This window comes from Streptomyces sp. NPDC055815 (assembly GCF_053616475.1).
Genome location: NZ_JBSHDU010000009.1, coordinates 26,096 through 47,950 on the forward strand (window position 1 = coordinate 26,096; position 21,855 = coordinate 47,950).

General features: G+C 73.3%; 22 protein-coding genes. 11 read left to right on the plus strand and 11 right to left on the minus strand.

What is annotated here, in order from left to right; genetic code table 11:
• Positions 1 to 4: 4 nt before the first annotated feature.
• Entirely contained in the window at positions 5 to 1,441 is a 1,437-nt protein-coding gene (locus ACWGN5_RS08910) for a WGR domain-containing protein (RefSeq protein WP_453512612.1), read from the minus strand.
• Positions 1,442 to 1,617: 176 nt separating this feature from the next.
• Between ACWGN5_RS08910 and ACWGN5_RS08915 the strand changes: the two genes are divergently transcribed.
• Complete coding sequence (locus tag ACWGN5_RS08915; protein WP_453512615.1) at positions 1,618 to 2,688, plus strand: SPFH domain-containing protein; 1,071 nt, start codon at positions 1,618 to 1,620, stop codon at positions 2,686 to 2,688.
• Positions 2,689 to 2,696: 8 nt separating this feature from the next.
• The gene (locus tag ACWGN5_RS08920) at positions 2,697 to 3,602 is read left to right on the plus strand and encodes a M23 family metallopeptidase (protein ID WP_453512617.1); all 906 of its coding nucleotides are present in this window, start codon (positions 2,697 to 2,699) and stop codon (positions 3,600 to 3,602) included.
• Between the two features lie 5 nt (positions 3,603 to 3,607).
• Here the strand turns inward: ACWGN5_RS08920 and ACWGN5_RS08925 are convergent, their stop codons facing one another.
• From ACWGN5_RS08925 to ACWGN5_RS08935, 3 genes are all read right to left on the minus strand, one after another.
• Positions 3,608 to 4,321, minus strand: a complete 714-nt coding sequence (locus ACWGN5_RS08925) for an ABC transporter ATP-binding protein (RefSeq protein WP_453512620.1) — start codon at positions 4,319 to 4,321, stop codon at positions 3,608 to 3,610.
• Positions 4,322 to 4,362: 41 nt separating this feature from the next.
• Positions 4,363 to 5,841, minus strand: coding sequence for an ABC transporter permease (locus ACWGN5_RS08930; RefSeq protein ID WP_453512623.1), 1,479 nt, complete (start codon positions 5,839 to 5,841; stop codon positions 4,363 to 4,365).
• Between the two features lie 196 nt (positions 5,842 to 6,037).
• On the minus strand, positions 6,038 to 7,240 hold the full coding sequence (locus ACWGN5_RS08935) for an ROK family transcriptional regulator (protein WP_453512625.1): 1,203 nt from the start codon (positions 7,238 to 7,240) through the stop codon (positions 6,038 to 6,040).
• A gap of 81 nt (positions 7,241 to 7,321) precedes the next feature.
• Between ACWGN5_RS08935 and ACWGN5_RS08940 the strand changes: the two genes are divergently transcribed.
• The 3 genes from ACWGN5_RS08940 to ACWGN5_RS08950 all read left to right on the plus strand — a co-directional run bounded on the left by ACWGN5_RS08940 (position 7,322) and on the right by ACWGN5_RS08950 (position 9,449).
• Positions 7,322 to 7,888, plus strand: coding sequence for a winged helix-turn-helix transcriptional regulator (locus tag ACWGN5_RS08940; RefSeq protein WP_453512628.1), 567 nt, complete (start codon positions 7,322 to 7,324; stop codon positions 7,886 to 7,888).
• Positions 7,888 to 8,820 (plus strand): ketopantoate reductase family protein, encoded by a 933-nt coding sequence (locus tag ACWGN5_RS08945; protein ID WP_453512631.1) that lies wholly within the window; start codon positions 7,888 to 7,890, stop codon positions 8,818 to 8,820. Before ACWGN5_RS08940 ends, ACWGN5_RS08945 begins: the two co-directional genes overlap by 1 nt.
• A gap of 98 nt (positions 8,821 to 8,918) precedes the next feature.
• A complete protein-coding gene (locus ACWGN5_RS08950; RefSeq protein ID WP_453512633.1) occupies positions 8,919 to 9,449 on the plus strand; it encodes a hypothetical protein in 531 nt (176 codons plus the stop codon).
• Here ACWGN5_RS08950 and ACWGN5_RS08955 read toward each other — a convergent pair.
• On the minus strand, positions 9,424 to 9,975 hold the full coding sequence (locus tag ACWGN5_RS08955; protein ID WP_453512636.1) for a DinB family protein: 552 nt from the start codon (positions 9,973 to 9,975) through the stop codon (positions 9,424 to 9,426). The two genes, ACWGN5_RS08950 and ACWGN5_RS08955, sit on opposite strands and share 26 nt — an antisense overlap.
• Positions 9,976 to 10,089: 114 nt before the next feature.
• Here ACWGN5_RS08955 and ACWGN5_RS08960 point away from each other — a divergent pair, with 114 nt between their 5' ends.
• A complete protein-coding gene (locus ACWGN5_RS08960) occupies positions 10,090 to 10,674 on the plus strand; it encodes a DinB family protein (RefSeq protein WP_453512639.1) in 585 nt (194 codons plus the stop codon).
• A gap of 211 nt (positions 10,675 to 10,885) precedes the next feature.
• Positions 10,886 to 11,539: a hypothetical protein gene (locus tag ACWGN5_RS08965; RefSeq protein WP_453512641.1), complete on the plus strand. Its 654-nt coding sequence runs from the start codon at positions 10,886 to 10,888 to the stop codon at positions 11,537 to 11,539.
• A 35-nt stretch (positions 11,540 to 11,574) separates the two neighbouring features.
• Here ACWGN5_RS08965 and ACWGN5_RS08970 read toward each other — a convergent pair whose 3' ends face one another.
• Entirely contained in the window at positions 11,575 to 11,805 is a 231-nt protein-coding gene (locus tag ACWGN5_RS08970; protein ID WP_453512644.1) for a hypothetical protein, read from the minus strand.
• Positions 11,806 to 11,879: 74 nt separating this feature from the next.
• Positions 11,880 to 13,358 (minus strand): xylulokinase, encoded by a 1,479-nt coding sequence (xylB, locus tag ACWGN5_RS08975; RefSeq protein ID WP_453512646.1) that lies wholly within the window; start codon positions 13,356 to 13,358, stop codon positions 11,880 to 11,882.
• Positions 13,359 to 13,463: 105 nt separating this feature from the next.
• On the opposite strand from xylB, the gene xylA reads away from it, so the two are divergent.
• From xylA to ACWGN5_RS08995, 4 genes are all read left to right on the plus strand, one after another.
• Positions 13,464 to 14,633 (plus strand): xylose isomerase, encoded by a 1,170-nt coding sequence (gene xylA, locus ACWGN5_RS08980; protein WP_453512648.1) that lies wholly within the window; start codon positions 13,464 to 13,466, stop codon positions 14,631 to 14,633.
• A 101-nt stretch (positions 14,634 to 14,734) separates the two neighbouring features.
• Positions 14,735 to 15,451: a (Fe-S)-binding protein gene (locus ACWGN5_RS08985; RefSeq protein ID WP_453512650.1), complete on the plus strand. Its 717-nt coding sequence runs from the start codon at positions 14,735 to 14,737 to the stop codon at positions 15,449 to 15,451.
• A 71-nt stretch (positions 15,452 to 15,522) separates the two neighbouring features.
• Positions 15,523 to 16,926: a lactate utilization protein B gene (locus ACWGN5_RS08990; protein ID WP_453512868.1), complete on the plus strand. Its 1,404-nt coding sequence runs from the start codon at positions 15,523 to 15,525 to the stop codon at positions 16,924 to 16,926.
• Complete coding sequence (locus ACWGN5_RS08995; RefSeq protein WP_453512652.1) at positions 16,923 to 17,600, plus strand: LutC/YkgG family protein; 678 nt, start codon at positions 16,923 to 16,925, stop codon at positions 17,598 to 17,600. The genes ACWGN5_RS08990 and ACWGN5_RS08995 overlap by 4 nt, the downstream gene beginning before the upstream one ends.
• Here ACWGN5_RS08995 and ACWGN5_RS09000 read toward each other — a convergent pair.
• Genes ACWGN5_RS09000 through ACWGN5_RS09015 form a run of 4 tightly spaced genes read right to left on the minus strand, consistent with a single transcriptional unit; the run spans position 17,560 to position 21,805 of the window.
• A complete protein-coding gene (locus ACWGN5_RS09000) occupies positions 17,560 to 18,585 on the minus strand; it encodes a LacI family DNA-binding transcriptional regulator (protein ID WP_453512654.1) in 1,026 nt (341 codons plus the stop codon). The genes ACWGN5_RS08995 and ACWGN5_RS09000 overlap by 41 nt on opposite strands.
• A 27-nt stretch (positions 18,586 to 18,612) precedes the next feature.
• Positions 18,613 to 19,542: a carbohydrate ABC transporter permease gene (locus ACWGN5_RS09005; RefSeq protein WP_453512656.1), complete on the minus strand. Its 930-nt coding sequence runs from the start codon at positions 19,540 to 19,542 to the stop codon at positions 18,613 to 18,615.
• Entirely contained in the window at positions 19,539 to 20,492 is a 954-nt protein-coding gene (locus ACWGN5_RS09010; protein WP_453512659.1) for a carbohydrate ABC transporter permease, read from the minus strand. Before ACWGN5_RS09010 ends, ACWGN5_RS09005 begins: the two co-directional genes overlap by 4 nt.
• Positions 20,489 to 21,805 (minus strand): ABC transporter substrate-binding protein, encoded by a 1,317-nt coding sequence (locus ACWGN5_RS09015; RefSeq protein WP_453512661.1) that lies wholly within the window; start codon positions 21,803 to 21,805, stop codon positions 20,489 to 20,491. Before ACWGN5_RS09015 ends, ACWGN5_RS09010 begins: the two co-directional genes overlap by 4 nt.
• Positions 21,806 to 21,855 lie beyond the last annotated feature (50 nt).

Genomic DNA, 21,855 nt, shown 5'->3' on the forward strand with positions numbered 1-21,855 from the left:
GTCGTCACAGCAGCCGCCGGATGTCGCCGCGCACCCGGTAGAACCCGCCCGCGGCCGGGTGCAGGGCGTCCACCACGTACCGCGCGCCGGGCTCCCGGATCGCCCGCGGGAACTGCACGTTCCACCCGGAGTCGTACCCCTGCGAGACGACCCGCACCCGGGTCCTGCCGCCCTCGGTCACGCATTCCACGACCACCGAGCCGGCCGGGGCGTCGCTGACGGCGGTCACCGCGGTCACGGTCGTCGCCGGCTCGTACACCGGCAGGGCGGCGGCGAGTTTGATGTCCCGCGCGACCGGGACCGTGCCCTTGTTGGCGGCCTCGATCGCCGCCTCGCTCGCGTCGACGCAGACCAGCGAACCGTCCGTGGTCACCAGGTAGAGCCGCTCGTCCCGGTACTGCATGGAGAGCGCCGAACCGCCGCCCGTACCGAGCTTCCACAGCCGGGTGCCGTCCTCCGCGAAGCAGTAGACGGAGGAGGCCGAGTCGGCGGCGAAGACGAACCGGCCGCCGGGTGAGGTGGCGCAGGAGTACACCGGGCTGTCGCAGGAGTACACCGCCTCCACCCGCCCGTCCTTCTTCGCGAGCCGCAGCACCTTCTTGCGGGACGTGCCCGCGTAGACCGCGGTGTCCTCCTGCCAGCCGAAGAGGACCCCGCCCTCGGTCGCCGTGTGCCAGCGCTCGCCGCCGCCGTCCGGCGCGTGGGCGGCGACGCCCTTCGTGTCCCCGTAGTAGACGGCGTCGCCGTCGGCGCGGACCATCCAGGCGTGCTCGCCCTGGCCGCCGCGCGCCCACTGGTGCTCGTCCTCGTGGTCGATGACGGTGAGCCGGCCGGAGCGGTCGGCGACGTGCAGGACGCCCTCGTGGATGTCGAGCCAGAAGATGTCGACGTCGGTGGCGATGTCGTACGCGGCGAACGGGAGCTTGGACGAGAGGTCGTACACCTTGCCGTCGTCGCAGCCCGCGTAGATCCAGAAGTCGTCGGCGACCAGGCACTTGACGCCGTCCGGCAGGCTGAACCGGGCCTGCACCTCGCCGGCGCGGTCGAGCGTGAAGACGTCCCCCGCCTGGTTGCCCACCCAGCAGCGCTCCTCGTCGACGTGGATGCCGAAGGCGGCCGAGCCGGTGCGGAAGCGCCAGAGGACGGGGGCGACGGCGCGCGCGGTGGAGGGCGCGGAGGTGACCTCACGGCGCGTCACGGGACGCGCGGCGCGCTGTCCCCGGACCGCGGGGGCGTACCCCTTGCGGACCTTCTCGCCGATCTTCTTCGCCGCCGCGGCCTGGGCCTTCGCCGTCGTCGGGAACGTCGAGCGCTGGGTCTGCCCGTCCGAGCCGATCCGGCCGTAACGGACCGACACCGCGAGGTCCTCGACGGTCACTTCGTAGAACTTGTGGGCACCGCCGCCGTCCTGCGACAGCTCCAGATAGGTCGTCGTCGTCATGGTGAAAACGGTAGGGGCCACCACTGACAACGGCCCGCGGTGAAGCCGTGGCCAAGGGACCAAAGACCCGGGCATTCGGGACTTTCGTCGCGGCATTCCGGACATTCACCCCTGTGACCATGGTGCGTGAAGATCATCCGACGAGCCGTCACCTCAGTTACGGCCGGAAGGGCCTCATGACCGAGCTACAGAAGCGGCCCCTGCCCGTCCGCACCCGCCGGCACACGGACGGCATACCGATGAACGACCTCTTCCGGTCGGACCCGGACCGGCCCGCCCAGATCCTTCCGAAGGCGCCGCAGCGCACCACGGAACAACCCCCCGAGACACCCGCCCCGTCGGTGACGCTCCCCCGCCGTCCCCCGCCCGCCGAACCCGACCTGACGGAACGTCCGGGCCCGGCCCTCCCCGGCTGGGTCGCCGTCCTCACCGGCCTCACCGCCCTCACGGGCGCGGCGGCGGCCCTGTGGCGCGCCCGTCCCCTGCGCACCGTCGACCTGCCGCCGTGGCAGTGGGCCGCGCTGGCCGCCTGCGTCGTCGTCGCCGTCGTCTCCTTCGGCGGGCTGACCCGCGGCCGCACGGGCTCCGCGTGGGTCCTGTCGCTCTTCGGCCGCTACCGGGGCAGCGTCCGGCGCACCGGCCTCGCCTGGATCAGCCCCTTCGTGCTGCGCCGCCGGATCGACGTACGGCTGCGGCACTGGCGCAGCGAACCCATCGCCGTCGTGGACGCGGAGGGTTCGGCGCTGCGCGTCGTGGTCCTGGTCGTGTGGTCGGTACGGGACACGGCCCGCGCGCTGCTCGCCGTCGACGACCATCTCGGCTATCTGCGCGAGCAGGTGGAGGCGGCCACCGCGCGCGTGCTCTCGCAGCTGCCGGCGGACGCCTTCCGGGGCGACGCGCCGACCCTGCGGAACGCCGAGGCCGTCGGCGACGCGCTGACCCGGATGCTCGCGGCCGAGTGCCGGCCGGTCGGCATCGCCGTCTTCTCCGCCCAGCCGACCCGTATCGAGTACGCCCCCGAGGTCGCCGCCGCCATGCGCCGGCGGCAGATCGCCGTCCTGGACGCCAAGCACCGGGACTCGGTCCTGACCGGCGTGATCGACGCCGTGGACGACACGGTGACCCGGCTGACCACGCGGGGCCTCGTCGAGCTCGACGACTTCGAACGCCAGGCCCTGGTCAAGGACTTGACCGTGGCCTTCTACACCCGGAGTGGCGGCCCGGCCGAACCGAACCACCAGGAGTGAGGAGCACCATGAGCCACAGCACGCCCGACCCCGAGTTCGGCGTCCCCGCCTTCGCCGACGACATCCCCCCGGACTGCGCGTGCACGGGCTGCGCCGAGGCAGCCCACGCGGGTCGGGCGCCGGGCGGCGGGCAGCGGGCCCTGCACGGGGTGCGCCGCGCGGTCGTCGCGACCGTGGGCGTGGTCGCCCTGACCGGCGCGGGCGCCGGAACGGCCGCCGCCGAGCCCGCCCCGGCGCACGCCGGCTGGGACGGCTCCCGGTACTGGTTCCGGAACGAGGCCGGCGAGTGGCGCTGGACCAGCCACCACGCCACGTACGAGCAGCGCACCAAGACCTCGGGCCGCACCGGGGAGCCGGTCTTCCACGGCCGGCCCGGGTGGGACAGAGAATGCGGCGTGTACTGGTACCAGTCACGCGGCCACTGGTACTGGACCAGTCATGCCTGGAAGTACGAGCAGCGGACGGGCCGCCGCCCCGCACAGCCGTCCGCCCCCGTCCCGTCCCCCTCGCGGGGCTGGACGGCGCCGGTCTCCTCGTACGTCTTCACGGGGTACTACGGGCAGCGGGGCTCCTGGTCGAAGGGCTACCACACGGGGCAGGACTTCGCCGTGCCGTCCGGGACGACGGTCCGCGCGGTGGGTCCCGGCCGGGTCGTTACGGCCGGGTACGGGCGCTCGTACGGCTACGAGGTGGTGATCCGCCATCCGGACGGCCGCTACACCCAGTACGCGCACCTCTCCCGCATCGACGTCTCGCCGGGGCAGAGCGTGTCGGGCGGGCAGCGGATCGCACGGTCGGGGGCGACGGGGCGGGTGACGGGTCCGCACCTGCACTTCGAGGTGCGGACCACGCCGTACTTCGGCTCGGACATCGACCCGCTGGCCTATCTCCGCGCGCACGGGGTGTCCGTGTAAGGCGTTCAGGCCTCGACCCGGTCCTCCTCCGCCGTCGTCGTCCGTCCGTTCTCCTTGATCGTGATCCGGCCCTTCCGGATCGTGGCCAGGCGGGGAGCGCGGCGGGCGACGGCGCTGTCGTGGGTGACCATGACGAAGGTCAGCCCGTGCTCGTCGCAGACCCCTTCGAGCAGGTCCACGATCTCGTCGCGCATCGACTCGTCCAGGTTGCCGGTGGGTTCGTCGGCGAGGAGCACCTTGGGCCGCTTCACCAGCGCGCGGGCGATCGCCACGCGCTGCTGCTGGCCGCCGGAGAGTTCGGACGGCAGGTGCCCGAGCCGCTCGCCGAGACCGACCGACTCCAGCGCCTCGGCGGCCCGGGCGCGCCGCTCGGCGGCCTTGACGCCGAGCGGGACGAGCGCGGTCTCCACGTTCTCCTGGGCGGTGAGCGTGGGGATGAGGTTGAAGCTCTGGAAGACGAAGCCGATGTTCTCGCCGCGCACGGCCGTCAGCCGGCGCTCGGAGAGCGCGGCCAGGTCGGTGCCGTCGAGCAGCACCCGGCCGGAGGTGGGGCGGTCGAGCCCGCCGAGCATCTGGAGGAGGGTCGACTTGCCGCCGCCCGTGGGGCCCTGGATGACCAGCCGGTCCCCCTGGGCGAGGGTGAGGTCGATCCCGGCGAGCGCCTCGACTCTCTTCTGCCCCCGCCGGTACTGCTTGGTGACGCCGATGAGTTCGTACATGGTGGGACTCCTGTGGTCCGTGGGTGAAGGGGGGCGGGCGGCTACTCGACGCGGCGCAGCGCGTCGGCGGGGCGGAGCCGCGAGGCGCGCCAGGCGCCGAAGGCGCCGGCGACGAGTCCGCCGCCGAGGGCGAGGAGGACGGCGAGGCCCACGGTGGTGACGCTGACGGGGGCGGTGAGGGCGATGTCGACGGTCCTGCCGGCGGCGGTACGGGCCGTGCCGGGGCCGCCGAGGACCATGCCGCCGCCGCGTCCGCCGCCGAACCCGCCGCCGTTCGCGCCGAGTTCGGCCGTGAGGGTCGGGCTCGCGGCCGTGACGGCGTACGCTCCGGCGAGGCCGATCGCGATGCCGAGCGCGCCGCCGATGACGCCGTTGACGAGGGCCTCGCCGACGACCTGGCGGGTGACCCGGCCGCTCTTCCAGCCGAGGGCCTTCAGGGTGCCGAACTCGCGGACCCGGCGGCCGACGGCGGAGGAGGTGAGGAGCCCGGCGACGAGGACGGCGGCGAGCAGCACGGCGTACGAGAGCCACGTGCCGACGTCGGAGGCGAGGTCGGCGGCGGTGTCGAGCGAGCCGGAGACCGTCTTCGCGAGGTCGGCGGAGGTGGTGACGGTGGTACCGGAGACGTTCTTCTGGATGGCGGTCTTGACGGCGTCGATGTGCGTCGAGTCGGTCGCCTTCACGTAGATGGTGGTGATCTTGCCGGTGGAGCTGGAGAGGGTCTGCGCCTGCTGGAGCGGCAGGTAGACCTGGGCGGCCGACTGTCCGCTGTCGGCGGTCGCGAGGCCGATGACCTCGAACATGACGCCCTTGACGGTCAGTTCGCCACCGACGGCGAGGCCCTTCTCCTGGGCGTAGGCGCTGTCGACGACGGCGACCTTCGCGTTCGTCTCGGTGGTCTTGAAGGTGCGGCCCGTGGAGACGGTGGAGGTGGTGAGGGGGCCGAGGTCGGGGGCGGTGACGTCGGTGCCGTAGAGCGTGAAGGAGTCGACGTCGAAGGCCGCGCCGCCGCCGGTGACGGTGTCGCCGGGGCCGGCGCCGCTGCCGCCGTTCTCGCCGACCGGGCCGCCGGGCTGGGCCTGCTGGGCCTGGCCGCGCTGGATCTGACCGCGCGTGAACTCGCCGTTGATCTTCAGATTGACGAGGCTGAGGCCGCCGACGGCCTTGGCGACCCCCTGCTGCTTCGCGACCGTCCCGACGGTGGAGTCGGCGAGGGTCTGGAAGCCCTGGACCATCAGCCGGTCGCTGCTCTGCTCCTTGCCGTCCTCCTTGCCCTCGAACTCGAACCGGGGCCGCTGCGGCTGCGCGCCCTCCGCGGGCCGCTCCTGCGCCTTGGTCACCGTCAGGTCGGTACCGAGGCCGTAGAGGGATTCGAGGACCTTGCCCTGGGCCCGGCTCATGCCGGAGGAGACGGAGTTCACGACGATGACCAGCGCGATGCCGAGCGCGAGCCCGGAGGCGACGACGAGCGCCGCCCTTCTGCGACGGCGCAGCTCGCGCCGGAGGTAGGTGAGGAACATGGGCGCGAAGGTAGGGGCGTCGTGTGATGACGGGATAAGGCCCGCGTGAGAGCGGGATGAGAGCAAGCGGCGGCGCGGGGCTCTCTCGCGGCGGGGAGGTCGCGGGTCCCTGCCGCCGCGTACGGGCCGGGAGTGTCCACTGCGGCGTGCAGGGCGGGCCCTGCCGCGGCGCGTGGCTCAGGGGCGGCCGGGCTGCCTACTGCGGATCGTACGCCAGGGGGTCGGCCAGGACATCGTGGAGGACGAGGGCGGCCGCGCCGCGCGAGGCGTCGGTGGCGGCGGACGCCGGACGCAGGCGCCCCGCGTCCGGGGTCCAGAGGCCGGAGACGACGCGGGCGGAGAGCTCCTCGGCGAGGGCGGGCGCCAGCCAGGACATCAGCTGCGGGTAGATGCCGCCGAGGACGACGGCCTCGGGGTCGAGCAGGTTCACGGCTCCCGACAGGGCGCGGCCCAGCATCCGGCCGGCTTCGGCGAGGGCGGCGAGGGCCCGTGGCTCCCCGGTCTCCGCGCGGTGCGCGAGGTCCGGGACGCCGGTGGCGCCCGCCGAGGCGAGGAGGGCGGCCTGTCCGGCGTACTGCTCCAGGCAGCCGCGGGAGCCGCAGCGGCAGCGCGGCCCTTCGGCGTCGACGACGAGGTGTCCGATCTCGCCGGCGAAGCCGTGGGCGCCGCGCAGGAGTTCGCCGTGGACGACGATCGCGCCGCCGACGCCGATCTCCCCGGTGAGGTGCAGGAAGGTGCGGACGTCGCCGAGGGAGCCGGACCACAGCTCGGCGAGGGCCGCCATGTTGGCTTCGTTGTCGGAGGTGAGGGGCAGGCCGGCGGTGGCGGGGCGCAGTGTGGTGAGGCCCTTGGCGAAGAGGGCTTCGGCGGGGACCTCGTTCCAGCCGAGGTTGGGGGCCTGCCGGACGGTCCCGCCGGAGACGAGCCCGGGGAGGGCGAGTGCGGCTCCGGCCGGGGCGAGGCGGAGTCGAGCGGCCTCGTCCAGGGCCTCGGCGGCGACGCCCGCGGCGCGGGCGAGAACACCGGCGGCGTCGGCCTCCCGGTTGTCGAGGTGCTCGGTGCGGCGGACGCGGTCGGCGCCGGTCAGGTCGACGACGCGGACGGTGACGTAGTCGACGTTGATCTCGACGCCGAGGCCGGCGGGTCCGGTGTCCGCGGGCTTGAGCACGGTGCCCGGCCGTCCCGCCTGCCCGCTGAAGGTCTTGCCCGATTCGACGAGGAAGCCGAGGTCGAGGAGTTGCTCGACGAGGGAGGAGACGGCGGGCCGGGTGAGCCCGACCCGGGCCGCGACCGCCGCGCGGGTCGTCTCGCCGGCCTCCGCGACGGTCCGCAGGACGAGGCTCAGGTTGTGCCGGCGCACTCCCGACTTGTCGGCCTTGGGTTCCGTGGGCTGGTTCATGGTGAGCGGAAGCCTAGTCGTCCCTTTCGCTCGCACAAAAACAGTTCGGTCACCGAACTCTTCTGCGCTAGGCTCCCGCCCATGACGCTTCCGCGCGACTACCGCGGTCAGACCTGTGCCCTCGCCCGCTCGATGGAGATCGTCGGCGAGCGCTGGACGCTGCTGATCCTGCGCGACGCCTTCTACGGGGTCCGCAGGTTCGGCGAGTTCGCCGCGCACCTGGGGGTCCCCCGGGCCGTCCTCACCGACCGGCTCGCCACCCTCACCGAGGCGGGTGTCCTGACGCGCCGCCCCGAGACGGGCACGGGCCGGCGCGAGGTGTACGGGCTCACGCCCAAGGGGGTCGCGCTCTGGCCGGCGGTCCGCGCGCTCACCGTCTGGGGCGAGGAGTTCTACGCGGCGGGGGGCGGCCCGCGCCGTGTCTTCCTGCACGCGGAGGACGAGGCCCCGCTCGGCCCGGACGGGCACTGCGCCGACTGCGGCGCGGCCGTGCCCGTACGGGACGTCCTGGTCGCCCCCGGCCCGGGGCTCGCCCCCGCGGCCCCGGACGACGACCCGGTGACGGCGGCGCTCGCCCGGCCGCACCGGCTGCTCACCCCGCTCCTCACGACCGCGCCCTCGCGGCGCCCCACGAAGGGTTCACCCTGATGAAGATCCTGGTCGTCGGCGCCGGTGCCACCGGTGGCTACTTCGGCGCCCTGCTCGCCCGCGCCGGCGAGGACGTCACCTTCCTGGTCCGCCCCGCCCGGGCGGCGGCGCTGCGCGAGCGCGGGCTGCGGGTCGTGGGCCGGGACGAGGAGTGGACGGTGGAGCCCCGGCTCGTCACGGCCGACGAGCTGCGCGAGCCGTACGACCTCGTGCTGCTGTCGGTGAAGTCCACCGGGCTGGACCGGGCGATCGAGGACGTCGCGCCTGCTGTCGGACCGGACACGGCCGTCATACCGCTCCTGAACGGCCTCGCGCACATCGACGCCCTCAACGCCCGCTTCGGCACGGGGGCCGTCCTCGGCGGCGTCGCCAAGGTGGTGACCACCCTGGACGACGCGGGCGACATCCGTCGGCTCGCCCCGCCGGCCCATCTGGCCTTCGGCGAGCAGGACGTGCGGGACGGGGCGGTCTCCGCGCGCGTGGAGCGGATCCGCAAGGTCCTCGAAGGGGCGGGGATCGACGCGCCGGTGCCGGCCGACGTCCTCACGGCGATGTGGCACAAGTGGGTGTTCATCACGACGTTCGGCGCGGTGACGAGCCTGATGCGCGGCACGGTCGGCGAGGTGTACGACGTGGAGGGCGGCCCGGCGTTCGGCCCGGCGGTGCTCGGCGAGGCGGCCGCGGTCGCCGCAGCGGCCGGGCACCCCGTACCGGAGGAGGAGCGGGCGGCGACGCTCGCCGTGGTGTCGGCGTCGGGTTCACCGATGGTGCCGTCCCTCTACCGCGACCTGGTCGGGGGCCGCCCGACCGAGGTCGAGCACCTCTTCGGCGACCTGACCGCCCGGGCGCGCACCCTCGGCGTGCCGACCCCGCTGCTCGACCTGGCGACCCTGCACCTGCGCGTCCACCAGCGCCGGGTCGCCGGGGCCTGACGCTCGGCCGAGGAGGACCGCGCCTCCCCCGCGCGGGGGAGGCGGTGCGGCTCCCGGGCCGATGCCCGGGGACCTGCCCCGGCGGCAGCCTTGCTGCCATGATGAAGCTCAAGGCCCTTCCGGGCGTGCCCCGTTGGGCCGCCGTCGCCGCCCACGCCGTACCGCTGATCGTCCTGCCGTCCGGCCTCTGGCGCCTCGCCCTGACGTTCGGCGCGCCGGTGGCCCGGGTGGACGACCCGTCGCTCGGGCAGGACGTCTTCCAGCTGGGCCTGACGGCGCTCGCCGAACTGCTCGCCTTCCTGACGCTGGGTCTGGTCCGCGAGTGGGGCGAGGTGTTCCCCCGCCGCCTCCCGTTCCTCGGCGGCCGCCCGGTCGGCGCGCGGGGCGCGACGATCGCCGCTCTTGCGGGGGCGTCCGGACTGACCGCGCTCACCTGCTGGTTCGTGTACCTGGCGTACGCGGGCATCGGCGAGAACGCCCCCGGCACCCACACCGAGGGCCCGCTCCAGGAGACCCTGTTCTACGCCTGCTACCTGCCCCTCCTGGCCTGGGCCCCGCTGCTCGCGGCGGTGGCGGTGGCGTACCACCGCCGCCGAGCGGGTCTCACCTCGGCGGGTCCTCGCCCGTGAGGCCGTCGACGGATTCGCGGATGAGGTCGGCGTGACCGGCGTGCCGGGCGTACTCCTCGATGAGGTCCAGGAGAATGCGACGGAGGTTGGGGCGTTCGCCGCTGCGGGTGGTGTAGGCGCCGAGCTGGTCGAGGCCGCCCGCACGGAGTGCCTCGTCGACGATGGCACGGGAGCGGGCCACTGATTCCCGCCAGAGGGCGAGCAGTTGCTCCGGGGTGTCCTCGGCAGCGGAGCGGTAGTCCCAGTCGGGATCGCTGTCCCAGCCGACGGAGTCCCAGGGCGCGCCGACGGCAGAGGCGAGCCACAGCCGGGCGAAGTGGCTGTCTTCCACGTGTGCCAGGTGCTTGAGCAGTCCGCCCAGGGTGATGGTGGAGGCGCCGATCGTGGCGTGCAGGCCGGCAGCGTCCAGGCCGGAGCACTTCCAGGCCAGCGTGGCCCGCTGACGCTCGAGGGCACCGAGGACGGCTGCCGCCTCGGTGCCGGCGAGAGGAGGTTCCGGCCACGCTTCGGCTGTGATCTCAGTCATGGCCGCAGACCCTAACGAACGCACCGGATGCTGCGACCCGGCGGGTTGACCGCGACGGGCCGGACCACGGACGGATCTTGAGGACAGGATCGGTCCATGGCAGGCTCATGCCGCATGATCGACGAATTCGCGAAGAGCAACCTGCACGGCAGACTGCGGCGGGACCGCGAGGCGCTGCTGTGGAAGCTCGACGGCCTGTCCGAGTACGACGCCCGCCGGCCGCTGACGGCGACCGGGACCAACCTCCTCGGCCTGGTCAAACACGTGGCCACCGTCGAGGCCAGGTACTTCGGCGAGGTCTTCGACCGCCCCTCCCCGGAACCGCTGCCCCGGTGGCAGGACTCCGACGGCAGCGATCAGTGGGCGGCCGAGGACGAGACCCGCGACCAGATCATCGGGTTCTACCGGCGCACCTGGGAACACGCGGACGCGACGATCGACGCGCTTCCTCTCGACGCCCCCGGCCACGTGCCGTGGTGGCCGGAGCCGCATACCGACACGAACCTGTTCGCCATCCTGGTGCACGTCCTCGGCGAGACCATCCGGCATGCCGGACACGCCGACATCCTGCGCGAGGGCGTCGACGGCCGTACCGGCTTGCGCGCCGAACACGAGAGGCAGATCGACGAGGAAGCCCGTGCGGCCCACTGGGCGAAGATCGAGCAGGCCGCGCGATCGGCCGCACGCATCGAGGCGTGAGCGAGAGCCGGACTCCGGGGCGGGGATGTTCGCGTCGGGCGATGACGCGGGGGCGGGCCGGGCCGCCGGCGAGTCACGGCGAGCCCGGTGGCATCCGCCGGATCGGCCGACAGCCGCGCCCCGGCGTGCCGCACCGGCCTGAGTCGATGATCCGGCGGATTGAGTACGCCTACTCACGCGGCCGGTGGCGGCCGGCCAGCAAGGTAACGGCATGCGATCGATTCTTCTCCCGAAGCCCCTGCTCACCGCCGCACTCGGCAGCGTCGTCGTCCTGGCCGCCGTCGGCACCCAGAGCGCCCACGCGGCCACCACCACGGCCTCGGCTCGCGCCTCCGCCGTCCAGGACGCCTCCCGCCCCTCCGCCGTGCGGACCACCCGGGCGGCCAAGGTCGCGACGAGCGCCCGCCAGGCCGAGGCACGGTTCCTGGAGCTGGCCGGCCTCATCGCGCAGAGATGCGAACCGAACGTCCTCGGCGCCGTCGGCCAGGTCGCACCGGCACCGGCCCCCGACCGCACCCTGCCCGTCCTGTCCGACCCGGTGCCGCTGACCCCGGCGGAGGAGTGCGCCGCCCAGAGGCACCAGCTCCGGATCAGCAAGGCGTTCTCCGGAAAGGAGACGGCCACGTACGCGCAGATGCGGGACAGGCTGACGGCCCTGACGTACCCCGGAGTCCGGATCCACCGCATGCCGAACTTCGGGGGCAGGCCCGTGGTGAGGCTCGACCTGCGCGTGGGGGCCGAGCACCTGGCCCTGGAGGTCACCGACATCGGAAACGCCGCCATGGTCCGGGCGTTCGGCGCACCGCAGTTCGTGAGCGTGACCGAGGTCCGGCTGGAGCGTCAGGTGGACCGGCCCACCTCCTGAGAGAACCTCGTGCGGTCTCGGCGCGACGGAGGGGGCTACGGCCGGCCGTCGCGGCGGACGTAGGTGTCGCTCGCGGTCGGTACGGAGTTGTGGGCGGCGAAGGAGTTGAAGGAGACCCGGTCGGTCCTGGCCCGGCGCAGGGCCTCCTGCTCCTGCAGCAGGCCCTCGACCGTGTCCGCGCGGCCGCCGCCCCTGCGGAGCAGGGTGACGATCAGGAGCGCCCCGATACCGCCGAGCACGCCGAACAGGATGAGTAGCGAGAACATGGTGCCTCCCCCGTTGTTTCCCGCAGGGTAACCCCGAGGGAGGCGCCCGGGTCAGGTCTTCGCCGGACCCGTCCTCAGCTCAGCAGGGTCGGTGTCGCCGCGGTGAGTACGGACGCGATGCGCTCCCAGGTCTCCTCGTCGCGCGGGGCCGGGGGCAGGACGGTGCCCGTTCCCGTGCCCCAGGTGGTGGCCAGCGCCACCGGGTCGGCGCCGGTCGCGGCTCCCGCGGCCAGGGCCGCCGCGCCGAGGGCGACGAGTTCGTCGGCGGCCGGGACGAGCAGGGGGCGGCCGGAGAGCCGGCGGATGGTCTCCGTCCAGGCCCGGCCGCGTGACCCGCCCCCGATCAGGCGCAGCGGACGGTCCCGTACGGCGGGCGCGGCGGGGTCGAGGCCGCAGGCGGCGAGGAGTTCGTCGAGGGCGCGCAGGACGGTGAAGGCGGCGCCTTCGTAGGCGGCGCCGAGGATCGCGCGCGGGTCGGTGCCGTGCCGCAGACCGGTGACGAGACCGGCGGCGTGCGGGAGGTCGGGGGTGCGTTCGCCGTCCAGGTACGGGAGGACGACGACCCCGCCGCCCGGTGCCGCGTCCTCGCGGTCGAGGCCGAGGAGCGTGGCGAACCGGTCCACGGCGAGCGTGCAGTTGAGGGTGCAGCCGAGCGGGAGGTACGTGCCGTCGGTGGCGGCGAAGCCGGCGAGTCCGGGGTCGGCGGGCCGGGCGCGGGTCGCGGCGAAGACGGTTCCGGAGGTGCCGAGGCTCACGACGGGGTGGTCGAGGAGGCCCGCGCCGCCGAGCCCGAGTCCGACGGCGGCGGCCATGTTGTCGCCGGTCCCGGCGGCGACGGCGACGGTACGGGGCAGGCCGAGGGCCTCGGCGGCGGCCGGGGTGAGGGTGCCGACGCGGGTGGCGCCGGAGGGGGCGACGGCCGGCAGCAGGGCCGGGTCCAGGCCGAGGAGGTCGAGGACCTCCGGGTCGTAGGCGCCGGTGGCGGTCCCGTACCAGCAGGTGCCGGAGGCGTCCCCGGGGTCGGTGACGGCGGCTCCGGAGAGGCGTTCGGTGAGGTGGTCGTGCGGGAGGCGGATCCCGCGCGCGGCCTCGGTGTGCTCCGGCTCGTGCTCGCGGAGCCACTGCCACTTGGCGGCGGTCATGGAGGCGACGGGGACCGAACCGGTGCGCTCCAGCCAGGACTTGGGGCCGCCGAGGCGGTCGGCGAGGGCGGCGGCCTGCGGGGCGGAGCGGGTGTCGTTCCAGAGCAGCGCGGGCCGCAGGGGGCGGCCGTCGGCGCCGAGGGTGACGAGACCGTGCTGCTGGCCGGCGACCGCGATGCCGGTGATCGCGGAGGCCGGCACGTCCGCCTCCCGTACCGCCGCGCGGACGGCCGCGGCGAGGGCGGTCCACCACTGCTCGGGGTCGCTCTCGCGCGCCCCGCCGGAGCCGGTGACCGTGTGCGGGGCGCGGCCGAGGGCGAGGAGCTCGCCGGTCTCGGCGTCGACGGCGGCGGCCTTGGTGGACTGCGTGGAGCTGTCCACGCCGATCACGACGGAGCGGCTCGTGGGCACGCCCTCACCTCATCTCTCGATACGTCGGGGGCTGGCGCTCAGCGGCCCCGTCCCGTATTAGTTATGTCAGAAAACAAATCCGACTGCCAGTAGCAGGGAGACACCATGTCGGAGCGCTTCACCCCCACGCCCGAGGACCGTTTCACCTTCGGGCTCTGGACCGTGGGCTGGCAGGGCCGCGACCCCTTCGGCGAGGCCACCCGGCCCGCCCTCGACCCCGTCGAGACCGTCGAGCGGCTCGCCGGCCTCGGCGCGTACGGCGTCACCTTCCACGACGACGACCTGATCCCCTTCGGGGCGCCGGACGGCGAGCGGGACGCGATCGTGAAGCGCTTCAGGGCCGCCCTGGACCGCACCGGGCTCGCCGTGCCCATGGCGACCACGAACCTCTTCGCCCACCCCGTCTTCAAGGACGGCGCCTTCACCGCCAACGACCGGGACGTGCGCCGCTTCGCCCTGCGCAAGACCCTCCGGAACATCGACCTGGCCGTCGAGCTCGGCGCCACCACCTACGTCGCCTGGGGCGGCCGCGAGGGCGCCGAGTCCGGCGCCGCGAAGGACGTCCAGGTCGCGCTCGACCGGATGAAGGAGGCCTTCGACCTGCTCGGCCAGTACGTCACCGAGCAGGGCTACGACCTGCGCTTCGCGATCGAGCCCAAGCCGAACGAGCCGCGCGGCGACATCCTGCTGCCCACCATCGGGCACGCGCTCGCCTTCATCGAGCGCCTGGAGCGCCCCGAGCTCGTCGGCGTGAACCCGGAGACGGGCCACGAGCAGATGGCCGGGCTCAACTTCCCGCACGGCATCGCGCAGGCGCTGTGGGCGGGCAAGCTGTTCCACATCGATCTGAACGGCCAGTCGGGCATCAAGTACGACCAGGACTTCCGCTTCGGCGCGGGCGACCTGCGCCAGGCGTTCTGGCTGGTCGACCTCCTGGAGACGGCCGGCTACACGGGCCCGCGCCACTTCGACTTCAAGCCGGTGCGCACCGACGGCTTCGACGGGGTGTGGGAGTCCGCGAAGAACTGCATGCGGAACTACCTGATCCTCAAGGAGCGCGCGGCGGCCTTCCGCGCCGACCCGGACGTCGTGGCGGCGCTCGCCGCCTCCCGGCTGCCCGAACTGGCCGTCCCCACGGCCGCCGACGGACTCGCGGGGCTGCTCGCCGACCCCACGGCGTTCGAGACCTTCGACCCGGATGCGGCCGCGGCACGCTCGATGGCCTTCGAGCACCTGGACCAGCTGGCCCTGGAGCACCTGCTCGGCGTGCGCTGAGCCGTGCTTCGCGTCGCCCTGCGACACTACGTACCGCAGGGCGACGGCGCCGCCTGGGACAGGACCGCCGCCCGACCCGAGCCGTCCCCGAGGAACCCGTGATGCGTGTCGCCCTCTTCGTCACCTGCGTCAACGACGCCGTCTTCCCGTCCACGGGCGTGGCCACGGTCCGGCTCCTCGAACGGCTGGGCGTGGAGGTCGACTTCCCGGCGGCGCAGTCCTGCTGCGGGCAGCCGCAGTTCAACACCGGCTACCGCGCGGAGACCGAGCCGCTCGTACGGCGCACGGTCCGGGCCTTCGAGAGGTACGAGCACGTCGTCACCCCGTCGGGTTCGTGCGCGGCGATGGTCCGCCGTCACTACCCGTCGTTCGGCGCGGACGCGGCGGGCCTTGCCCCGCGCGTGTACGAGCTGACGGAGTTCCTCGTGGACGTGCTCGGCGTGACGGACGTGGGCGCGTACTTCCCGCACCGGGTGACGTACCACCCCTCCTGTCACGGCCTGCGGCTCCTCGGGCTCGGGGAGCGGCCGCGGCGGCTCCTGGAGGCGGTGAAGGGCCTGGAGCTGGTGGAGCTGCCGGGCGCGGAGGAGTGCTGCGGCTTCGGCGGCACCTTCGCGGTGAAGAACCCGGACGTGTCGGCGGCGATGGGCGCCGACAAGATCACGAACGCGCTGTCCACGGGCGCGGAGGTCCTGTGCGGGGCGGACAACTCCTGTCTGCTGCACGTGGGCGGCATGCTGAGACGCCAGGACGCGCCGCTGCGCGCGCTGCACCTGGCGGAGATCCTGGCCAGCACGGAAGAGGAGCCCTGGGCATGAGCGACAGGAAGGGGCGCGCGTCAGCGCTCGACGAGGGGCGGCGGTCGGGCGACGGGCGGACGTTTGTCGGCATGCCGGCCTTCCCGAAGGCCGCGCACGAGGCCGTACGGAACGACACCCTGCGGGCGAACCTGCGGCACGCCACCCACACCATCCGCGACAAGCGGGCGCGGGCGGTGGCCGAGCTGGACGACTGGGCCGCGCTCCGGGAGGCCGGCAAACGCGTCAAGGACCGGACGCTCCGTCATCTCGACACGTATCTCCTGCAGTTGGAGGAGGCGGTGACGGCGGCGGGCGGCACCGTGCACTGGGCGGCCGACGCGGCGGAGGCCAACCGGATCGTCACCGAACTCGTGCGGGCCACCGGCGAGACCGAGGTGGTCAAGGTCAAGTCGATGGCCACCCAGGAGATCGGGCTCAACGAACATCTGGAGGCCGAGGGGATCGCCGCGTACGAGACGGATCTCGCGGAGCTGATCGTGCAGCTCGGCGAGGACCGGCCTTCGCACATCCTGGTCCCGGCGATCCACCGCAACCGCGGCGAGATCCGCGACATCTTCCGCTCCGAGATGGGCAAGTGGGGCCGCCCGGCACCCGACCACCTCACCGACCGCCCCGCCGAGCTCGCCGAGGCCGCCCGCCTCCACCTCCGGGAGAAGTTCCTCCGCGCCAAGGTCGGCGTCTCCGGCGCGAACTTCATGGTCGCCGAGACCGGCACCCTCGTCGTCGTCGAGTCCGAGGGCAACGGACGCATGTGCCTGACCCTGCCCGAGACCCTCATCTCGGTCGTCGGGATCGAGAAGGTCGTCCCGACCTGGCAGGACCTGGAGGTCTTCCTCCAGACGCTCCCCCGCTCCTCGACGGCCGAGCGGATGAACCCGTACACGAGCATGTGGACCGGCACCACCGACGGCGACGGCCCGAGCACCTTCCACCTGGTCCTGCTGGACAACGGCCGCACCGACGCCCTCGCCGACGAGATCGGCCGGCAGGCGCTGCGCTGCATCCGCTGCTCGGCCTGCCTCAACGTCTGCCCGGTGTACGAGCGGGCCGGAGGCCACGCGTACGGCTCCGTCTACCCGGGTCCGATCGGCGCCATCCTCACTCCCCAACTCCGCGGCACGGCGAGCGAGGTCGACGCCTCCCTCCCCTACGCCTCCTCCCTCTGCGGCGCCTGCTACGAGGTGTGCCCGGTCGCGATCGACATCCCCGAGGTGCTCGTCCACCTCCGCGAGAAGGTGGCCGACCAGGGAGGCAGGGGGCACCGCCTGGAGCGGGCCGCCGTCAAGGCGTCCACCTGGGTACTGGACCACCCCGGGGTCCTCGCGGCCGCCGAGCGCCTCGCGTCGAAGACCCGCGGACTGCACCCGAAGAAGCTGCCCGGGCCGGGCGCCGGCCCGTGGAGCGAGGCTCGCGACCTGCCCGAGATGCCCGCCGAACCGTTCCGCGACTGGTGGAGGAAGAACCGCACATGACCGACTCCCGCGCGCGGATCCTCGCCCGGATCCGCACCGCCGTCGCGGACGCCCCCGAGACCGAGCCCGTCGCCCGCGACTACCGGACCAGCCACACCCCGGACGACCCGGCCCGGATCCTCGACCTTCTGCACGAGAACCTCGCCGACTACCGGGCCCACGTCCACCGCAGCACCCCGGACGGCCTCGCCGGGCTCGTCGCGCGGCTCCTCGCGGAGCGCGGCGCGCGCAGTGTCGTCGTACCGCCCGGGCTGCCCGAGGAGTGGCTCGCCGCGACCGGGGCCGCCCGGCGGTACGACGAGCCCCGGCTGACCCCGTACGAACTGGACGGCACGGACGCCGTGGTGACGGGGTGCGCGGTGGCGATCGCCGAGACCGGCACGATCGTCCTCGACGGCGGACCCGACCAGGGCCGCCGGGCGCTCACGCTCGTCCCCGATCTGCACCTCTGTGTCGTGCGGGCCCCGGAGCAGGTGGTGGCCTCGGTGCCGCTCGCGCTCCCCCGGCTCGACCCGGCGCGTCCGCTGACCTGGATCTCCGGTCCTTCCGCGACGAGCGACATCGAACTCGACCGGGTGGAGGGCGTCCACGGGCCGCGCACGCTCGAGGTGATCCTCCTGACGGGCGGTCCCGCTACGCCGACTCCCGGCGGACGAGCTCCGTCGGCAGGATGACCGTCACCGGGTCCTCGCCCGCTATCCGCGCCAGGAGCGTGCGGACCATCTCGGTGCTGATCCGGTCCCAGGGCTGACGGATCGTGGTCAGCGGGGGCCGGGCGGAGACGGCCGCCGGGGAGTCGTCGAAGCCGCCGACGGCGACGTCCTCGGGGACGCGCCGCCCGGCCCGGGCGAGGGCGTCGAGGACGCCCTGCGCCATGAGGTCGGAGGCGACGAAGACGGCGTCGAGGTCGGGGGCGCGTTCCAGGAGGGCGCGGGCCGCGTCCTCGCCGCTGGCCCGGCTGTAGTCGCCGGTGGCGACGAGGGTCTCGTCGACGGGCAGGCCGTGCTCGGCGAGCGTCTCGCGGTAGCCGGCGAGGCGCTCGACGCCGCCGGGGGTGTCGAGCGGGCCGGTGACGGTGGCGATCCGGCGCCGCCCGGTGGCGTACAGGTGGCGCACCATGTCGCGGGCGCCGTCCCGGTCGTCGGCGGCGACGTAGCCGATCTTGGCGGTCTGGCCGAGGGGCTTGCCGCAGGCGACGACGGGGACGCCGGCCTCGTGCAGCCGGGCCACGACGGGGTCGCCGGAGTGGCTGGAGACGAGGAGGACGCCGTCGACGTGGCCGGCCTCGATGTAGCGGAGGTTGCGGCGGCGTTCGTCCTCGGTGCCCGCGATCATCAGGAGGAGCGGGATGTCCTGGGCGGCGAGGGCCTGGGTGCAGGCCCTGAGGAGGACGTTGAAGTTGGGGTCCTCGAAGAAGCGCTCCTGGGGTTCGGTGAGGAGGAAGGCCACCGAGTCGGACTTGCCGGTGATCAGCGAGCGGGCGTGCCGGTTGACGACGTATCCCGTTCTTCGGATCGCGGCGTCGACGGCGGCCTTGGCCGTCGGGCTGACGTAGTGGCCGCCGTTGAGGACACGGGAGACGGTGCCGCGCGAGACGCCGGCCTCGCGGGCCACGTCGTGGATGGTCGCCGGGCGGCGCCTGCTCGCTGCTGCGTTCATGCTGTGTTTCCCCTCGATCCCCTGTGGTCAGGACTTTACGGCGCCGGAGAGCAGGTCGAGGCTCCAGAAGCGCTGGATGAGCAGGAACAGGGCGATGAGCGGGAGGACGGCGAGGAGGGCTCCGGCGATGACGAGGGTGTAGAGGGAGGGCTGGCTCGCGCCCTGCTTGAGGAGGGTGAACAGGCCGACGGTCATGGGGAACTTCTCGTCGTCGCCGAGCATGATGAACGGCAGCAGGAAGTTGTTCCAGATGGCGACGAACTGGAAGAGGAAGATCGTCACCAGGCCCGGGGACATCATGGGGACGGCGATCCGCAGGAAGATCCGCCACTCGCCGGCGCCGTCCATGCGGCCCGCCTCGACCAGTTCCATGGGGATGGCGGCCTCTGCGTAGATGCGGCCGAGGTAGACGCCGTACGGGGAGAGGATCAGCGGCAGCAGGACGGACGCGTAGGTGTCCGTCAGGTCGGCCTCGGCCATGAGGAGGTACTGCGGGACGGCGAGGATGACGGGCGGCATGAGGACGCCGGTGAGGATCACGTTGAAGAAGGCCTCGCGGCCGGGGAAGCGGTAGACGGCGAAGGCGTAACCGGCGAACGCGGAGACGAGGGTGGAGAGGACGGCGCCGAGGCCCGCGTAGAAGACGGAGTTGCCCATCCAGCGCCAGTAGATGCCCTCGCGGTACGTGTTGAGGTCGGCGAGGTTGTCGGTGAGGCCGTCGCCGGGCAGGAAGGTGAAGGTGGAGAAGAGGTCCTGGCCCGACTTGGTGGCGGCGACCACGACCCAGGCGACGGGCAGCAGGCAGTAGAGGGCGCCGAGGACGAGGCCCGCCGTGGGGAGCAGGGCGGTGCGGCCGCGGGTCCTTCCGGCGGAGGGAGGTGGCGGCCCCTGGGAGGTGCCGGGGGTGGTGCCGGCGGCCGGGGCGGCGGCGCGCAGCGGGGAGGCGAGCCCGGTCATCGGCTTGCTCCTTGTGTGGTGCGGCGGTTGGAGGCCCTGAGGAGGGCGAAGGAGAGCGCGAAGGTGGCGAGGGCGAGCACGACGGCGGTGGCCGAGGCGGCGTGGATGTTCCCGCCGGTGAAGGCGTCGTTGTAGACCTTCATGAGGGGGCTCCAGGTGGAGGGGATGCCGTTGGTGAGCGGTTTGAGCGTCATGGGCTCGTTGAAGACCTGGAGGGTGGCGATGATGGAGAAGAAGAAGGTGAGCACCAGCGAGGGCGCCACCATCGGGATCTTGATGCGGAGCGCGATCTGGAGCTCCGAGCAGCCGTCGAGCTTGGCCGCCTCGTACACCTCGGCGGGCAGGGAGCGCAGGGCGGTGTAGATGACGATCATGTTGAAGCCGGTGCCGCCCCAGATCGCGATGTTCGCCATCGACAGGTAGAGCGGTCCGCCGTCCATGAGGTCGGGCTGCGGGAGGCCGAGGGCGTCGAGGAGGTAGAGGAAGGGGCTGACGTCGGGGAGGTAGAGGAAGCCCCAGAGGAGCGCGGCGATGACGCCGGGGACGGCGTACGGCAGGAAGATCGCGAGGCGGGCGAAGGAGCGGGCCCGGACGCGCTCGGAGTCGAGGAGGAGCGCGAAGAGCAGGGCGAGGCCGAGCATGACGGGGACGACGATCGCGCCGTAGCCGAGGACGCGCAGGGCGCTGCGCAGGAACTCGGAGTCGGCGAGGGCGGAGGTGTAGTTCTCCAGGCCGGCCCAGACCTCGTGCCGGGCTCCCTTGCCGAGGCCGAGGCCCTTGATCTCGACCTTGTGGAAGCTGAGCCAGACGGCGTAGCCGATGGGCAGGGCGAAGAAGAGGGCGAAGAGGGCGGCGGCGGGCAGGAGGAAGCCGTACGGGGCCGCCTTGACCCCGTACGGGGCCGCCTTGACCCCGTACGACCGGCGCGCGCCCTGGCGGGGCTGCGTCACTTGGCGACTCCGAAGCCCTGCTTCTCCAGGTCCGCGACGGTGGTGTTCCGCACGGCCGTGAGGGCGGCGCCGAAGCCGGACCTGGCCTTGGCGGCCTTGCCGAACTCGTCCTTGAAGGAGGTGTAGGCGACGTTCACGTTGGGACCCCAGGCGCCCGGCGCGGTGGTCTTCGCGATCTCGGCGGCGCGGGTGTAGAAGTCGGGCTGGTTGGCGAAGTAGTCGGGGGCCTGGGCGAGGGCGCCGCTGGTCTGGGCGGCGGTGGCGGCGGGGTAGATGCCGGTCTCCTTGACCAGGGCGGCGAGGGCCTTCGGGTCGGTGTTCAGCCAGATGGCGAACTTCGCGGCGGCGGCCTTGTGCTTCGAGTCGGCGGTGACGGCGGTGGAGGAGCCGCCCCAGCTGCCGGTGGTGCGGCCGCCCTTGGTCCACTGCGGGAGCGGGGCCATGGCCCACTTGCCCTTGCCGGCGGGGGCGGCGGTGGTGAGGGTGCCGGGGGCCCAGACGGCGCTGACCCAGGCGAGCTGCTCGCCGGTGTTCATGGCCTTGTTCCAGGCGGGGGTGTACATGGGCTGGTTGTCGATGGCGCCCTCGGCGACCAGGCCGCCCCAGAAGTCGGTGACCTTCCTGGTGGCGGCGTCGTCGATGCCGACCTTCCACTTGTCGCCCTCGAAGGTCCACCACTGGGCGCCGGCCTGCTGGGAGAGGCCCGCGAAGAGTCCGGCGTCGTTGGCGGAGAAGGTGGTCAGGGCCTTGTCCGGGGCCTTCTTCTTCAGGGTGCGGGCGGTGGCGGCGAACTCGTCCCAGGTGGTGGGGACGGTGAGGCCGTACTGCTTGAAGAGGTCCTCGCGGTAGAAGAACATCAGCGGCCCGGAGTCCTGCGGCAGGGCGTAGACGGCGTCGCCGCCGAAGGTGGTCTGCTGCCAGATGCCGGGCGCGTAGGCGTCCTTGACGCTCTGCGGGACCTCGCCGGCCATGTCGGCCAGGGATTCGTTGCTGACGAGGGTGGGGAGAGCCTGGTACTCGGCCTGGACGAGGTCCGGGCCCTTGTGCGCCTTCGTCGCCGTGATGATCTTGGTGACGAGGTCGTCGCCGGAGGCCTGCTTCTGCACGGTCACCTTGATGTCGGGGTGCTCGGCGTTCCAGAGGGCGGCGACCTTGTCCATGCCGGGCGCCCAGGCCCAGTACGTGAGGGAGACGGGGCCGGACTCGGCGCCCGCCTTGTCGCCGGAGTCGGAGGAACCACAGGCGGTGAGCGCGGTGGCGCCGAGCAGGACGGCGGTGGCGGCGGCGATTCCGCGGCGCGAGATGTGAGGCATGGGGTACTTCTCCCTGACCGAAAAAGGGGCCTCTCCCTGGAGCGGGATGG

What these genes read in the sequence shown, in the direction of transcription:
- ACWGN5_RS08910 (WP_453512612.1), bottom strand. Translation starts at nt 1,441, where the DNA reads ATGACGACGACGACCTATCTGGAGCTGTCGCAGGACGGCGGCGGTGCC.
- ACWGN5_RS08915 (WP_453512615.1), top strand. Translation starts at nt 1,618, where the DNA reads ATGACCGAGCTACAGAAGCGGCCCCTGCCCGTCCGCACCCGCCGGCAC.
- ACWGN5_RS08920 (WP_453512617.1), top strand. Translation starts at nt 2,697, where the DNA reads ATGAGCCACAGCACGCCCGACCCCGAGTTCGGCGTCCCCGCCTTCGCC.
- ACWGN5_RS08925 (WP_453512620.1), bottom strand. Translation starts at nt 4,321, where the DNA reads ATGTACGAACTCATCGGCGTCACCAAGCAGTACCGGCGGGGGCAGAAG.
- ACWGN5_RS08930 (WP_453512623.1), bottom strand. Translation starts at nt 5,841, where the DNA reads ATGTTCCTCACCTACCTCCGGCGCGAGCTGCGCCGTCGCAGAAGGGCG.
- ACWGN5_RS08935 (WP_453512625.1), bottom strand. Translation starts at nt 7,240, where the DNA reads ATGAACCAGCCCACGGAACCCAAGGCCGACAAGTCGGGAGTGCGCCGG.
- ACWGN5_RS08940 (WP_453512628.1), top strand. Translation starts at nt 7,322, where the DNA reads ATGACGCTTCCGCGCGACTACCGCGGTCAGACCTGTGCCCTCGCCCGC.
- ACWGN5_RS08945 (WP_453512631.1), top strand. Translation starts at nt 7,888, where the DNA reads ATGAAGATCCTGGTCGTCGGCGCCGGTGCCACCGGTGGCTACTTCGGC.
- ACWGN5_RS08950 (WP_453512633.1), top strand. Translation starts at nt 8,919, where the DNA reads ATGATGAAGCTCAAGGCCCTTCCGGGCGTGCCCCGTTGGGCCGCCGTC.
- ACWGN5_RS08955 (WP_453512636.1), bottom strand. Translation starts at nt 9,975, where the DNA reads ATGACTGAGATCACAGCCGAAGCGTGGCCGGAACCTCCTCTCGCCGGC.
- ACWGN5_RS08960 (WP_453512639.1), top strand. Translation starts at nt 10,090, where the DNA reads ATGATCGACGAATTCGCGAAGAGCAACCTGCACGGCAGACTGCGGCGG.
- ACWGN5_RS08965 (WP_453512641.1), top strand. Translation starts at nt 10,886, where the DNA reads ATGCGATCGATTCTTCTCCCGAAGCCCCTGCTCACCGCCGCACTCGGC.
- ACWGN5_RS08970 (WP_453512644.1), bottom strand. Translation starts at nt 11,805, where the DNA reads ATGTTCTCGCTACTCATCCTGTTCGGCGTGCTCGGCGGTATCGGGGCG.
- xylA (WP_453512648.1), top strand. Translation starts at nt 13,464, where the DNA reads ATGTCGGAGCGCTTCACCCCCACGCCCGAGGACCGTTTCACCTTCGGG.
- ACWGN5_RS08985 (WP_453512650.1), top strand. Translation starts at nt 14,735, where the DNA reads ATGCGTGTCGCCCTCTTCGTCACCTGCGTCAACGACGCCGTCTTCCCG.
- ACWGN5_RS08990 (WP_453512868.1), top strand. Translation starts at nt 15,523, where the DNA reads ATGCCGGCCTTCCCGAAGGCCGCGCACGAGGCCGTACGGAACGACACC.
- ACWGN5_RS08995 (WP_453512652.1), top strand. Translation starts at nt 16,923, where the DNA reads ATGACCGACTCCCGCGCGCGGATCCTCGCCCGGATCCGCACCGCCGTC.
- ACWGN5_RS09000 (WP_453512654.1), bottom strand. Translation starts at nt 18,585, where the DNA reads ATGAACGCAGCAGCGAGCAGGCGCCGCCCGGCGACCATCCACGACGTG.
- ACWGN5_RS09005 (WP_453512656.1), bottom strand. Translation starts at nt 19,542, where the DNA reads ATGACCGGGCTCGCCTCCCCGCTGCGCGCCGCCGCCCCGGCCGCCGGC.
- ACWGN5_RS09015 (WP_453512661.1), bottom strand. Translation starts at nt 21,805, where the DNA reads ATGCCTCACATCTCGCGCCGCGGAATCGCCGCCGCCACCGCCGTCCTG.